The 13235-nt window shown below is 61.9% G+C and carries 10 protein-coding genes; 5 read left to right on the top strand and 5 right to left on the bottom strand.

Annotated features, from left to right (window positions below; all coding sequences use genetic code 11):
- Positions 1–12: 12 nt before the first annotated feature.
- Positions 13–1161: a class C beta-lactamase gene (gene ampC, locus VQ575_RS16380; RefSeq protein WP_325917976.1), complete on the bottom strand. Its 1149-nt coding sequence runs from the start codon at positions 1159–1161 to the stop codon at positions 13–15.
- 220 nt (positions 1162–1381) lie between these two features.
- On the opposite strand from ampC, the gene VQ575_RS16375 reads away from it, so the two are divergent.
- The gene (locus VQ575_RS16375) at positions 1382–2260 is read left to right on the top strand and encodes a Dyp-type peroxidase (protein ID WP_039589210.1); all 879 of its coding nucleotides are present in this window, start codon (positions 1382–1384) and stop codon (positions 2258–2260) included.
- Positions 2261–2358: 98 nt separating this feature from the next.
- Positions 2359–3105 (top strand): SDR family oxidoreductase, encoded by a 747-nt coding sequence (locus tag VQ575_RS16370; RefSeq protein WP_039589211.1) that lies wholly within the window; start codon positions 2359–2361, stop codon positions 3103–3105.
- Positions 3106–3220: 115 nt separating this feature from the next.
- Here the strand turns inward: VQ575_RS16370 and mapR are convergent, their stop codons facing one another.
- The 3 genes from mapR to VQ575_RS16355 all read right to left on the bottom strand — a co-directional run bounded on the left by mapR (position 3221) and on the right by VQ575_RS16355 (position 6563).
- Entirely contained in the window at positions 3221–4630 is a 1410-nt protein-coding gene (gene mapR / locus VQ575_RS16365; protein WP_325917974.1) for a GntR family transcriptional regulator MpaR, read from the bottom strand.
- 75 nt (positions 4631–4705) lie between these two features.
- Positions 4706–6118, bottom strand: coding sequence for a cytochrome c oxidase accessory protein CcoG (ccoG, locus tag VQ575_RS16360; protein WP_045156446.1), 1413 nt, complete (start codon positions 6116–6118; stop codon positions 4706–4708).
- Positions 6119–6326: 208 nt separating this feature from the next.
- Positions 6327–6563 (bottom strand): DUF3203 family protein, encoded by a 237-nt coding sequence (locus VQ575_RS16355; RefSeq protein WP_325917972.1) that lies wholly within the window; start codon positions 6561–6563, stop codon positions 6327–6329.
- 131 nt (positions 6564–6694) lie between these two features.
- Between VQ575_RS16355 and VQ575_RS16350 the strand changes: the two genes are divergently transcribed.
- A complete protein-coding gene (locus VQ575_RS16350) occupies positions 6695–7195 on the top strand; it encodes an MgtC/SapB family protein (RefSeq protein ID WP_039589214.1) in 501 nt (166 codons plus the stop codon).
- A 133-nt stretch (positions 7196–7328) separates the two neighbouring features.
- On the opposite strand, the gene VQ575_RS16345 is transcribed toward VQ575_RS16350, so the two are convergent.
- On the bottom strand, positions 7329–7493 hold the full coding sequence (locus VQ575_RS16345) for a hypothetical protein (protein ID WP_325917970.1): 165 nt from the start codon (positions 7491–7493) through the stop codon (positions 7329–7331).
- Between the two features lie 209 nt (positions 7494–7702).
- On the opposite strand from VQ575_RS16345, the gene VQ575_RS16340 reads away from it, so the two are divergent.
- Both VQ575_RS16340 and treS read left to right on the top strand, forming a co-directional pair.
- Positions 7703–9700 carry an alpha-1,4-glucan--maltose-1-phosphate maltosyltransferase gene (locus VQ575_RS16340; RefSeq protein WP_325917968.1) on the top strand — a complete coding sequence of 666 codons (1998 nt, stop codon included), beginning with the start codon at positions 7703–7705 and terminating at the stop codon, positions 9698–9700.
- A 179-nt stretch (positions 9701–9879) separates the two neighbouring features.
- Complete coding sequence (gene treS / locus VQ575_RS16335) at positions 9880–13224, top strand: maltose alpha-D-glucosyltransferase (RefSeq protein ID WP_325917967.1); 3345 nt, start codon at positions 9880–9882, stop codon at positions 13222–13224.
- The last annotated feature ends 11 nt before the right edge of the window (positions 13225–13235 follow it).

Genomic DNA, 13235 nt, shown 5'->3' with positions numbered 1-13235 from the left:
CAAAAGCGGACCTCATTGCTGTTCCAAGGCCGCCAGGATTTTGTGCGCGGCCTTTATTCTTTCTTCGATCGGGTAGTTCTTGTTCGCCAGGATCACGATCCCCAAATCCTTTCCAGACACAAACGCGGCATAGGCGCCAAAGCCGTTGGTTGAGCCTGTCTTGTTGATCCAGCTGCCGTCCGGCGCCGGGCGGGGCGGGCTGAGCGCTTCGACTTTTTGTGGGGCCAGGGCCATCTGCGGTGTATTGCCGGCGAGCAAATCCTCCAGGGTGAACGGGGCGGGGTAGAACTCCCAGCCCAGGCCCTGGTTCATCTGGCCAACCCGATAGAAACCCGTATGGGTCGTGGCGATGGCTTGTCTCAAGGGCTCGTCCAGCGTTTGCGGTCGCAGGTTGGCCTCGACGAAACGAATCAGGTCCGCTGAGCTGGTCTTTACCCCGTACGCCTCGGAATCCAGGGCACCAGGTCCGACGCGCACGGGCTTGCCATCCTTCGCGTAACCCTGGGCGTATCGACCCAGTTGATCTTGCGGAACCCGTACGTAGCTGCGCTTGAGACCTAGCCCAGGCATCAATGTCTGCTGCATGACATCATCGAAAGGCTGTCCCAGGCTTCGGGCCGCCAGATAGCCGAACAGGCCGATGCTCGGGTTCGAATAAAGCCGCTGGGTGCTGGCCGGGTAGAGGGGCTTCCAGGCCTGGTAATAGCTGAACATCCGGTCGGGATGGTCGGCATCATCGGGAAACTGCAGAGGCAGGCCGCCGGCGCTGTAGGTGGCTAGGTCCAGCAGGCGCACGTTTTCAAGGGCACTGCCGCGCAATTCGGGGGCATGGCCGCCGACGGAGTCCGACAGTTGCAACTTGCCTTGGGCCTGGGCATAGGCGCCGAGCGTTGCGGTAAAGGTCTTGCTGACTGAACCGACTTCGAACAGGGTCTGGTCGGTCACGGTCTTGCGGGTGTCCTTGGAGGCAACGCCATAATTGAAAAACTGCCGCTGGCCGTTGTGGATGATCGCCACCGCCATGCCCGCGATGTCCTGCTGTTTCATCAGGGGCTGGATAACTGCATTGACCGTTTCTTCAATGCGCTCCTGGGCAAAGCCCACGGACGTCCCACAGAACAGGAAAAAAATCCCGGCAAGTGTCGTTTTGGCGATGTGCATGATGGACAGCTCTCGTTGGCCTTCCTTGAGGGATGGTCAATCTAGGGCGTTTTTGGTTGCCCGGCAATCCGAAGCCATGGGCAGCAGGCTTGCTTCGGAGTGCTCCCACAGGGCTGTGGGAGCGTTCCCACAAAATGGCTCGGTTTCCCGAGGCCTCAAGCCAAACGACACAAAGCGGCGGCCGCCGGGTAAACTCGCGGCTCTTTCTGAAGGAGTTCCCATGAGTTACTACCAGCCCGGCATTCTCGCCACCCCTGTTCCGCCTCAGGCTCGTCATCTGTTTTTTGCCCTGGAATCGGTCGAGGCACTGCCGGCTGCGATCGATAAGTTGTTGCTGCAGTTGGATGGCCGTGCGGTTGTCGGCTTCGGTGAGTCGCTGGTGCAGGCCTTGGGGGCTCAGGTTGAAGGCTTGCGGGCGTTTCCTGCGTTGGCCGGGGTCGGCGTGGATAACCCGTCGACCCAGCACGCGCTCTGGTGCTGGTTGCATGGCGAGGACCGGGGCGAGTTGATGCACCGCAGTCGCGCCCTTGAAGCGGCGCTGGCACCGGCCCTGCGCCTGGTGCAGATGAACGAAACCTTCCGCCATATGACCGGCCATGACCTGACCGGCTACGAAGATGGCACCGAAAACCCCCACGATGAAGCGGCGATCGCTGCCGCCCTGGCCCAGGGTGTCGATGGATTGCGCGGTGGCAGCTTCGCCGCGATCCAGCAATGGCAGCACGACCTGGACGGATTTGCCGCGATGCAACCCCATGAGCGCGACAACATCATGGGCCGGCGCCTGAGCGACAACGAAGAAATCGAAGAGGCGCCGGAGTCGGCCCACGTCAAGCGTACTGCCCAGGAGAGCTTTGCCCCGGAGGCCTTCGTCGTACGCCGTTCCATGCCGTGGATCGAAGGTGATCGTGCTGGCCTGATGTTCCTGGCGTTCGGTTTCTCCCTGGACGCATTCGAGGCGCAACTGCGCCGCATGAGCGGCCTCGAAGACGGCATCACAGATGGCTTGTACCGCATGAGCCGGCCGATTACCGGCGGCTATTACTGGTGCCCACCGCTGCTGGACGGGCGCTTGGACCTGCGCGCACTGGCCCGCTAGGGCGTGCCACCGCCCCGGTAAGCGAGCCGCGTTGTGCAAAACGTCGGGTCAACGCTATTCTTGGGCCCGACGTGTTTGCGTGGAACGGGAGAGCAAGCGTGGATAAAGTCATCGTCATCACCGGTGGCGGACGCGGGATCGGGGCGGCCACGGCGCTGTTGGCGGCCGACCTGGGCTATCGGATCTGCATCAATTACCAGTCCGATGAAAACGCGGCCCAGGACGTGCTCGAACAGGTCCGGGCCAAAGGCGCGCAAGCCATTGCGGTGCGGGCCGACGTGAGCATCGAAGATGAGGTGGTCGGCCTGTTCAACCGCGTTGACGCCGAACTGGGCCGCGTCACCGCCCTGGTGAATAACGCCGGTACGGTCGCCCACAAGTCCCGGCTCGATGAAATGTCCGAGTTCCGCATCCTCAAGATCATGAAGACCAATGTGTTGGGGCCGATCCTGTGCGCCAAGCATGCGGTGCTGCGCATGTCGCCCCGGCATGGCGGGCAGGGTGGCAGCATCGTCAATGTCTCGTCGGTTGCCGCCCGCTTGGGCGCACCGTCGGAATATGTCGACTACGCGGCCTCCAAGGGAGCGCTGGACACCTTCACCGTCGGCCTATCAAAGGAGGTCGCCGGCGAGGGCATTCGCGTCAACGCGGTCCGTCCGGGCTATATCTACACCGATTTCCACGCCCTGAGCGGCGATCCGGACCGGGTCAGCAAACTCGAATCGGCGATTCCCATGGCCCGGGGCGGGCGTCCGGACGAAGTGGCCGAAGCGATCATCTGGTTGCTGTCGGACAAGGCTTCGTATGCGACCGGGACGTTTGTGGACCTTGGTGGTGGGCGCTGATTTTCAGCCATTCGTAGTCAGTGCCGCCTATTCGAGAGCAGGCTCGCCCACATGTTGAACGCGGTCCCTGTGTGCGAGCCTGCTCGCAAAGACAACCTCAAGGACGACATCGCGCTCAGAACGAGCGAACAATCCGCCCCAACGTCTCCATGGCTTTTTCCGAGACTTCGGTCCAAGGCCCGCCATAGTTCAGCCGAATGCAATTCCTGAAGCGCCGGGTCGGTGAGAAGATCGGCCCGGGCGCGATGCTGATGCCTTGCGCCAATGCCATCTGGAACAGCTTCAGCGAGTCGATCTGTTCCGGCAGTTCCAGCCAGAGGAAGTAACCGCCCGCCGGCTGGCTGACGCGGGTCTGGTCCGGGAAATAACGGCCGATGGCGGCAAGCATCGCACTCTGCTGTTCTTCCAGGGCATAGCGCAACTTGCGCAGGTGCCGGTCGTAGCCGCCATGTTGCAGGTAGTCGGCGATCGCGGCCTGGGCTGGCATCGAGGCGCACAGCGAGGTCATCAGCTTGAGCCGTTCGATCTTCTGCGCGTAGCGCCCGGCGGCGACCCAGCCGATGCGATAACCCGGGGCCAGGCTCTTGGCGAACGAGCCGCAATGCATCACCAACCCTTCGGTGTCGAAGGCCTTGGCCGGTTTGGGGGCCTGCTGGCCGTAATAGAGTTCGGCATAGACGTCGTCCTCGATCAGCGGAACCTGATGTCGGCGCAACAGTTCCACCAACGCCTGTTTGCGCGCTTCGGGCATGGTCGCGCCCATGGGATTCTGGAAGCTGGTCATGCACCAGCAGGCCTTGATTGGATGGCGCGCGAGGGTCTGTTCCAGTACCTCCAGGTCAATGCCGTCACGCGGATGAACCGGAATTTCCACGGCCTTGAGCTTCAGCCGTTCCAGTATTTGGAGGCTGGCGTAGAACGCGGGAGCTTCGATCGCCACCAGGTCGCCCGGCTCGGTCACGGCCTGCAGGCACAGGTTCAAGGCTTCCAGGGCACCGTTGGTAATCAACAGTTCCTCCATGGGCAACATCAGCCCGCCGATCATGTAGCGCAAGGCGATCTGGCGGCGCAGTTGCGGATTGCCCGGGGACATGTCGGTGACCACCACGCGCGGGTCCATGTCCCGGGTGGCGCTGGACAACGAGCGGGACAGTCGCTGTAGCGGAAACAGCGTGGGACTGGGGAACGCCGAGCCGAATGGCACGGTGGCGGGATCCTTGATCGAATCGAGCACCGAAAACACCAGTTCGCTGACGTCGACTGCCGTGGATTCGTGCACCTGGTTGCTGATGACAGGTTCGCAGAACGGGCGCGGCGCATGATTGTTGACGAAGTAGCCGGAGCGCGGCCGGGCCCGGATGAGTCCGCGTCGCTCCAGCAGATAATAGGCCTGGAACACAGTGGATGGACTGACACCATAAGTCTGGCTGGCGTAGCGCACCGACGGCACCCGCTGGCCCGGCCCGAGCATGCCGGAGCGGATCAGTTCAGCGATGTCATCGGCAAATTTTTCGTAGCGTTTCATGGCGGGTCCGGTCATGAGGGACGTTGCACCTGTGCAACCAGGCATGGTCTCACAGGTGCTCGGCATCTTACGGGTTCAGCGGTTCATCGGTGCGACAAAACGGCTCTTGGCCACGCTATAGACTTGCGGCTGGTCACTGTCGGCGACCTTGAAGGTCATCTCCTGGGAACCGCTCCGGGGCCGTTCGCTGAGCATCGCCACCGATACCGGTACGTCGACGATTTCCCCCGGCGCCAGGCTCAGGTGTGTCTTGCCCTGCAGGACGAAGCCGTCGCCGTCTACCAAGGACAACTCGTACGCCTGGTGTTGCTGGGTCTTGTTGATGACTTTCAGGCTGTAGATGTTCTCGATCTGGCCCTGGCTGTTTTCACGGAACAGCCCACGGTCCTTGCTGACGTCCAGCGACACCATCGGGCGCTCCGCCAGCGCCACCGCCAGGGCACCGATCATCACCAGCAATACCGCCGTGTAGCCCACCAGCCGTGGCCGCAGCAGATGAGTCTTGCCCCCTTGCAGTTGGTGCTCGGAGGTGTATTTGATCAGGCCGCGTGCGTAGCCCATCTTGTCCATGATCGAGTCGCAGGCGTCGATGCACGCCGCGCAACCGATGCATTCCATTTGCAAGCCATCGCGGATATCGATGCCGGTGGGGCAGACCTGCACACACATCTGACAGTCTATGCAATCGCCCAACCCGACATTGGCGGGATTCACCTCGCGCTTGCGCGGGCCGCGAATTTCGCCACGGGCTACGTCATAGGAAATGGTCAACGTGTCCTTGTCGAACATCACGCTCTGGAATCGCGCATAGGGGCACATGTGCATGCACACCGCTTCGCGCAGCCAGCCGGCGTTGAGGTAAGTGGCCCCGGTGAAGAACAGCACCCAGAACAGGCTGGCACCGCCGATTTGCAAGGTCAGCAGTTCCTCGGCCAGGGGACGTATCGGGGTGAAGTAACCCACGAATGTCAGGCCGGTGAGCAGGCTGATGGCGAGCCACAACGTGTGCTTGGCCGAGCGCCGCGCCAACTTGTTCAAGCCCCACGGCGCAGCCTGCAACTTGATGCGCTGGTTGCGTTCACCTTCGGTGACTTTCTCGACCCACATGAATATCCAGGTCCATGAGCTCTGCGGGCAGGTATAGCCGCACCACACGCGCCCGGCGAAAACGGTGATCGCAAACAGGCCGAACGCGGCGATGATCAGCAGGGCGGACAGGAGGATGAAATCCTGGGGCCAGAAGGTCGCGCCGAAGATGTGGAACTTGCTTTCGCTAAGGTCCCAGAGCACCGCCTGGCGACCGCCCCAGTTCAGCCATACCGTGCCGAAGAACAGCAAAAACAGCACACCGGCACCGCTGATGCGCAAGGTGCGGAACACGCCGGTGAAGCTGCGGGTATGGATCAGGTTGTCGGTGGTCCTGGCCTTGATCTTGTTGGGCGCGGGGTCGAATGTTTGTATCAGTTGGGCGGGGATTCTTTCGCTCATGGTCGGTCGCTCATCAGCCGCTATCTGGCCGGGGCACTATGACCATCGAACTGTTTGCATAACAGACTCAGGTGGATTGATAAAAACCGGATCAGATGTCGTGGAGGCCTTGGTCTGCGACAGTTTGAAGCACCTTCTGGATTGGTGTGTAGATCCGTTCCTGCGGCAACGGATCTACACACCAATCCCAGGATGAATCTAGAAACAATCAGATAACCGATCCCCCATCCGTCGCCTTCAGATTCTGCCGCCCATCAACCGCCCCGGCCACGGTCAGGGCATTCACCTCCGCTTCAGTCAGGTAGACCCGCCCGCCATTGAGCTCCACGGCCGACATGGCCTTGTCCGGGTCGGTGATGATGGTCAGCTCGCTGGCCGGGCGTTGTTCCGAACCGTTGGGGGTGTCGAAATGACAGGTCCGGTTATCGTCGATACGTACAGTCATGGTACTGCTCCTTCCTGTATGTCTGAACGTTAGGCGTCAGCCGACCGGCAGGGTTCTTCGTGGCTGATCAGCGGTCGCACGTCTCGCATCGCTTGCGGTCAATCGTTTATCGAGCGAAGAGAGGATGGTCCATGGAATCGTGGTGGGATGAAGTCTGGATAACCCTGCAAGCGGAGTTCGCCGACATCACCGATGCCCAGCAAATGACGCGGGTCACGGTGCGCCTGGTGATGGCTGCACTGTTGGGGGGCATCCTGGGGTTCGAGCGTGAGCACAAGGGCAAGGCCGCCGGGGTGCGCACCCATATGCTGGTGGCGCTGGGCGCTGCGTTGTTCGTGCTGGTGCCGCAGATGTCCGGGTCCCAGGCTGACGCGATGAGCCGGGTGATCCAGGGCGTCGTCGCCGGGATCGGTTTCCTCGGCGCAGGCACCATCCTGAAAAATACCGACGGCGACGAAAGTCATGTCAAGGGACTGACCACCGCCGCAGGCCTGTGGATGACCGCCGCCATCGGCGTCGCCGCCGGGCTCGGCCGGGAGGCGACGGCGGTGCTCAGCACCGTGCTGGCGTTGGCGATTTTCAGTGTGATGCCGGTGATAGTGCGGGCGTTGGAGAAGGACGAGAAGTTGTAGCCCGTCCACGAGCCAGGCTACGTATCCAAGCGAGCTAGCTCGCGATGGCGGCGAGCATTCCAGCATCTATGCTGAATGACGCGCCTCATTCGCGAGCAGGCTCGCTCCCACAAATGATCCACCGGTCTGTCTATCAAACCCGCTCCGGCGGCGCCTCGCTCGGTGGGTCGCCCAGGGGCGGCTGCGGATCCAGCCGTGGGTCTTTTTTGGGAATCGGCTCCGGATCGGGTCCGGGTGGCGGCAGGTTGGGGTCGTCGATGTTCGGGTCGGGTGTTTCGGCCGGGATAGGAATGGTCATCGGGTCGGGCCTCCGGGACGCAAGTGGCTTGAGTCGTGCTTGTACGGTTGACCACCGTTCGACGGGTTTGATTCCCCGTAGCCGGCCGGTACATCCCGCTGAACTTTTGGCTGCCGGTCCGGTTCGGAGCTTAAGTGAGTTTAATCAGGGACCCGTTGGGCCTTTACCGCCACAAGCGCGTCCATGGGGCGTAAAAGGAGCGATGCTCGATGACTGCCGAACAGCCGACCGACTTGGATTACAACCCGCATTTGCCGTTGTCCCAGGCCTTGTTGTTGCCGCGTATTGCAATAGAAGACACCATGCCGGTGATCGATGGCGGGCAGTTTGCCGCCAAGGCACTCGCCGGGCAGGACGTGACGGTGACCAGCAAGGTGTTCGCCGATGGCCATGACAAATTGGCCGTGCGAATCCGCTGGCGGGCGCTGGAGGACGAAATCTGGAACAGCGAGGTCATGACCGAGCTGGGCAACAATGGCTGGCGCGGTCAGTTCACGGTACCGGCTGTCGGCCGCTACGTGTTCTGTATCGAGGCGTGGTTCGACCAGTTCGCCAGCTTCCGCTACGAGTTGGAAAAGAAATACGCCGCCGGGGTGCCCATCAGCCTGGAGTTGCAGGAAGGCCGCAACCACGTGCAACACGCCGCCGAGCGTAGCGACGGCGAGTTGAGCGAACAACTGGCGGCGTTGCATCACGAACTCTCAGGCTTGTTGCCGGAGGAGCAAGTGGCGTTGTTCCTCACGCCGCGCAGCGCCGACTTGATGTCCTTGGCCGACCATCGGCCCTACCTGAGCATCAGCCCAGAGTATCCGTTGGACGTCGAGCGCGAGCGGGCCGAGTTCGCCAGCTGGTACGAACTGTTCCCCCGCTCGATCACCGATGATCCCAATCGCCATGGCACCTTCAACGACGTGCACTCGCGCCTGCCGGTGATTCAGGACATGGGTTTCGACGTGCTGTACTTTCCGCCGATCCATCCGATTGGCCGCAGCTTCCGCAAAGGCCCGAACAATTCCCTGACCGCCGGTCCAGACGATCCGGGCAGCCCTTATGCCATCGGCAGCGAGGAGGGCGGCCACGAGGCGATCCATCCTCAATTGGGCACTCGGGATGATTTCCGTCGCCTGGTGGCCGCTGCCGCCGACCACGGCCTGGAGATCGCCCTCGATTTCGCCATCCAATGTTCCCAGGACCACCCTTGGCTCAAGCAGCATCCGGGTTGGTTCAGTTGGCGGCCGGACGGTACGATCAAATACGCGGAGAACCCGCCGAAGAAATACCAGGACATCGTCAACGTCGATTTCTACGCCGCCGATGCGATCCCCAGCCTGTGGCTGGAACTGCGCGACGTCGTTGTCGGCTGGGTCAACGAGGGGGTGAAGATCTTCCGGGTCGACAACCCCCACACCAAGCCGTTGCCGTTCTGGCAGTGGTTGATTGCCGATGTTCGTGCGCAGCACCCTGAGGTGATCTTCCTCGCAGAGGCCTTCACCACGCCGGCGATGATGGCGCGCCTGGGCAAGGTCGGTTATTCCCAGAGCTACACGTATTTCACCTGGCGCAACACCAAGGCCGAGCTGGCGGCGTACATCACCGAACTCAACGAATCGCCCTGGCGCGAATGCTACCGGCCGAATTTTTTCGTCAACACGCCGGACATCAACCCGGCGTTCCTCCATCACTCGGGACGCCCGGGCTTCCTCATTCGTGCGGCGCTGGCGACCATGGGCTCGGGCCTGTGGGGCATGTATTCCGGCTTCGAGTTGTGTGAATCGGCGCCAGTGCCGGGGAAGGAGGAATACCTCGATTCGGAGAAATACGAAATCCGCCCTCGGGACTTCACTGCGCCGGGCAACATCATCGCCGAGATCGCCCAGCTCAACCGTATCCGCCGCCAGAACCCGGCGCTGCATACGCATCTGGGCCTGAAGATCTACAACGCCTGGAACGACAACATCCTGTACTTCGGCAAGCGCACGCCGGACGGCAGCAATTTCATCCTGGTGGCGGTGAGCCTCGATCCGCATAACCCACAGGAAGCCAATTTCGAATTGCCGCTGTGGGAGATGGGCCTGCCGGACGACGCCCAGACCCAAGGCGAGGATTTGATGAACGGCCACCGCTGGACCTGGTATGGCAAGTACCAGTTCATGCGCATCGACCCGGCGTACCAGCCGTTCGGGATCTGGCGGATCAGCGTGACATAAGGCGCAGGACCGGCCCTTGTGGCGAGGGAGCTTGCTCCCGCTCGGCTGCGCAGCAGTCGTGATTTCAGGGGGCTGCTTCGCAGCCCAGCGGGGATTAAATCCCCTCGCCACAAAACACTGCGTAATACCAAAGAACAAGCCTGTAACCCGCGGCTTTATAGAATCAGCAGGAGTTGCAAATGGCCAAGAAACCCCGGTCTGCCACGTTCATCAATGACCCGCTCTGGTACAAGGACGCAGTCATTTATCAGGTCCATGTCAAATCCTATTTCGACTCCAACAACGACGGGATCGGCGATTTTCCTGGGCTGATCGACAAGCTTGATTACATCGCCGACCTGGGCGTCAACACGATCTGGTTGCTGCCGTTCTACCCCTCGCCCCGGCGTGACGACGGCTATGACATCGCTGAGTACCGGGGGGTCAGCCCCGACTACGGCACCATGGCCGACGCGCGGCGTTTCATCGCCGAGGCCCATAAGCGCAACCTGCGGGTGATCACCGAGCTGGTCATCAACCACACCTCCGACCAGCACCCGTGGTTCCAGCGCGCGCGCAAGGCCAAGAAAGGTTCCAAGGCCCGGGATTTCTACGTCTGGTCCGATGACGATCACAAATACGACGGCACGCGGATCATTTTCCTCGACACCGAGAAGTCCAACTGGACCTGGGACCCGGTGGCCGGCCAATACTTCTGGCACCGCTTCTATTCGCATCAGCCAGACCTCAATTTCGACAATCCGCAGGTCATCAAGGCCGTGCTGTCGGTGATGCGCTATTGGCTCGACATGGGCATCGATGGCCTGCGCCTGGACGCAATCCCGTACCTGATCGAGCGCGACGGCACCAACAACGAGAACCTGCCCGAGACCCACGACGTCCTCAAGCTGATCCGCGCCGAAATCGACGCCAATTACCCCGACCGCATGTTGCTGGCCGAGGCCAACCAGTGGCCGGAAGATACCCAGCTTTACTTTGGCGACGGCGATGCCCAAGGCCTCAATGGCGATGAGTGCCACATGGCGTTCCACTTCCCCTTGATGCCGCGCATGTACATGGCGCTGGCCCAGGAAGACCGTTTCCCCATCACCGATATTTTGCGCCAGACGCCGGAGATCCCGGCCAACTGCCAATGGGCGATTTTCCTGCGCAACCATGATGAGCTGACCCTGGAAATGGTCACCGACAAGGAACGCGACTATTTGTGGAACTACTACGCCGCCGACCGTCGAGCGCGCATCAACCTCGGCATTCGTCGACGCCTGGCGCCGCTGATGGAGCGTGACCGCCGCCGTGTGGAGTTGCTCAACAGCCTGTTGCTGTCGATGCCCGGCACGCCGACCTTGTATTACGGCGATGAGATCGGCATGGGCGACAACATCTACCTGGGCGACCGCGATGGCGTGCGCACGCCGATGCAGTGGTCCATCGACCGCAACGGCGGTTTTTCCCGCGCCGACCCGGCCAGCCTGGTGTTGCCACCGATCATGGACCCGCTGTATGGCTATCTGTCGGTGAACGTCGAGACCCAGTCCGGTGACCCTCATTCATTGCTCAACTGGACCCGACGGATGCTGGCCGTGCGCAAGCAATCCAAGGCCTTTGGCCGGGGGACGTTGAAGATGCTGTCGCCGAGCAACCGGCGGATCCTGGCCTACACCCGCGAGTACACCGGCCCGGACGGCAAGCACGAAATCATTTTGTGCGTGGCCAACGTGTCGCGCAGCGCCCAGGCTGCCGAGCTGGATCTGTCGGCCTACGCTGGCATGGTCCCGGTGGAAATGCTCGGCGGCAATGCGTTCCCGCCCATCGGCCAGTTGAATTTCCTCCTGACCCTGGCGCCATACGGCTTCTATTGGTTCGCCCTGGCAGCGGAAAACCAGATGCCGAGCTGGCACGTCGAGCCCGCCCAGAGCCTGCCGGACTTCACTACGCTGGTGCTGAAGAAACGCCTGGAAGAATTGCTTGAAGCGCCGTCGCGCGCCACGTTGGAGCAGGGCATCCTGCCGAACTGGCTGCAGAACCGCCGCTGGTTTGCCGGCAAGGACAGCGCCATCGAGAAAGTCGACATCGTCTATGGCGTGCGTTTTGGTGATCCGCAACACCCTGTGTTGTTGAGCGAAATCGACGTCACCAGTGCTGGCCAAACCTTGCGTTATCAACTGCCGTTCGGTCTGCTGGCCGAGGATCAGGTCGGCGCCGCGCTGCCTCAGCAATTGGCTTTGTCGCGGGTGCGCCGGGGTCGCCAGGTCGGCTTGATCACCGATGCGTTCACTTTGGAAAACTTCATTCGGGCCGTGCTCCAAGGCATCCAGGCCGGCACGGTGGTGCCGTGCGCCGACGGCGAGTTGCGCTTTGAACCTACCGAGGGCCTGGCGGCGCTGAACCTGGGGGCCGAGCCGGAAGTTCGCTACCTGTCCGCCGAGCAGTCCAACAGTTCGGTGGTGGTGGGCGGCAGCCTGGTGCTCAAGTTGATCCGCAAGGTTGCGTCCGGCGTGCACCCGGAACTGGAGATGAGCGCTTACCTGACTGCGGCGGGCTTCAGCAACATCTCGCCGCTGCTGGGTTCGGTGATTCGCCGCGACGCCCAGGGCGAAGATGCCTTGCTGATGATCGCCCAGGGTTACCTGAGCAATCAGGGCGATGCCTGGGAGTGGACCCAGAACAACCTCGAACGGGCGTTGCGCGACGAGCTGGCGGATGCCGTGTCGGAGCAGGAACAGCATTACAACGCCTTGGGCGAACTGAAGGATTTCGCCGGCATGCTCGGCCAGCGTCTCGGGGAAATGCACCAGGTGCTCGCCCAGCCAACCGACAACCCGGACTTTGCGCCGCAGCCTACCAGTGCCAAGGAAGCCCAGGCCATCGGCAAGGATGTCGCCGCCCAGGTGGAAAACGCCTTGCGTCTGCTCAAGCAGAACCAGGACCAATTGAACCCTGCGGACCAGGCGATGGTCGCACGCTTGCTGGAACACAGGAAAACCGTGCTGGCCCACGTCCAGGAACTGGCCGGCAAGGCCGCCGGCGGCTTGCGCATTCGGGTACATGGCGATTTGCACTTGGGGCAGGTGTTGGTGATCAAGGGTGATGCCTACCTGATCGACTTCGAAGGCGAGCCGGCGCGACCGCTACACGAACGACGTGGCAAGCACAGCCCGTACAAGGACGTCAGCGGTGTGCTGCGCTCCTTCGACTACGCGGCGGCGATGGCGGTCCAGCTGCACACCGTCGACAGCACGGCCGATGCCGACGCGGCGCGCAAACGTGTCGCCGACCGTTATCTGGTCGAGGCTCGCCAGGCATTTGTCCAGGCATATCGGCTGGCGGCAGCTAGTCTTGCCCATGAGTGGAAGGATGCTGAAGGCGAGGACGCCGCATTGGCGTTGTTCGGCCTGGAGAAGGCGGCCTACGAAGTGGCTTATGAAGCCGAGAATCGCCCTGCCTGGCTGCCCGTGCCGCTGCACGGCCTGTACGGGTTATTGAGTGGGCTCAAACCCTTTTCCGATTTAGCCGGACCGATTTAGTGGAGAGAATC

The sequence above is a fragment of the Pseudomonas frederiksbergensis genome (assembly GCF_035751725.1).
GTDB classification, from domain to species: Bacteria; Pseudomonadota; Gammaproteobacteria; order Pseudomonadales; family Pseudomonadaceae; genus Aquipseudomonas; species Aquipseudomonas frederiksbergensis_A.
Note: the sequence above shows the minus strand (reverse complement) of the source record. Positions and strands in the feature narration are given on the sequence as shown.

What these genes read in the sequence shown, in the direction of transcription:
- ampC (WP_325917976.1), bottom strand. Translation starts at nt 1,161, where the DNA reads ATGCACATCGCCAAAACGACACTTGCCGGGATTTTTTTCCTGTTCTGT.
- VQ575_RS16375 (WP_039589210.1), top strand. Translation starts at nt 1,382, where the DNA reads ATGAGTTACTACCAGCCCGGCATTCTCGCCACCCCTGTTCCGCCTCAG.
- mapR (WP_325917974.1), bottom strand. Translation starts at nt 4,630, where the DNA reads ATGAAACGCTACGAAAAATTTGCCGATGACATCGCTGAACTGATCCGC.
- ccoG (WP_045156446.1), bottom strand. Translation starts at nt 6,118, where the DNA reads ATGAGCGAAAGAATCCCCGCCCAACTGATACAAACATTCGACCCCGCG.
- VQ575_RS16355 (WP_325917972.1), bottom strand. Translation starts at nt 6,563, where the DNA reads ATGACTGTACGTATCGACGATAACCGGACCTGTCATTTCGACACCCCC.
- VQ575_RS16350 (WP_039589214.1), top strand. Translation starts at nt 6,695, where the DNA reads ATGGAATCGTGGTGGGATGAAGTCTGGATAACCCTGCAAGCGGAGTTC.
- VQ575_RS16345 (WP_325917970.1), bottom strand. Translation starts at nt 7,493, where the DNA reads ATGACCATTCCTATCCCGGCCGAAACACCCGACCCGAACATCGACGAC.
- VQ575_RS16340 (WP_325917968.1), top strand. Translation starts at nt 7,703, where the DNA reads ATGACTGCCGAACAGCCGACCGACTTGGATTACAACCCGCATTTGCCG.
- treS (WP_325917967.1), top strand. Translation starts at nt 9,880, where the DNA reads ATGGCCAAGAAACCCCGGTCTGCCACGTTCATCAATGACCCGCTCTGG.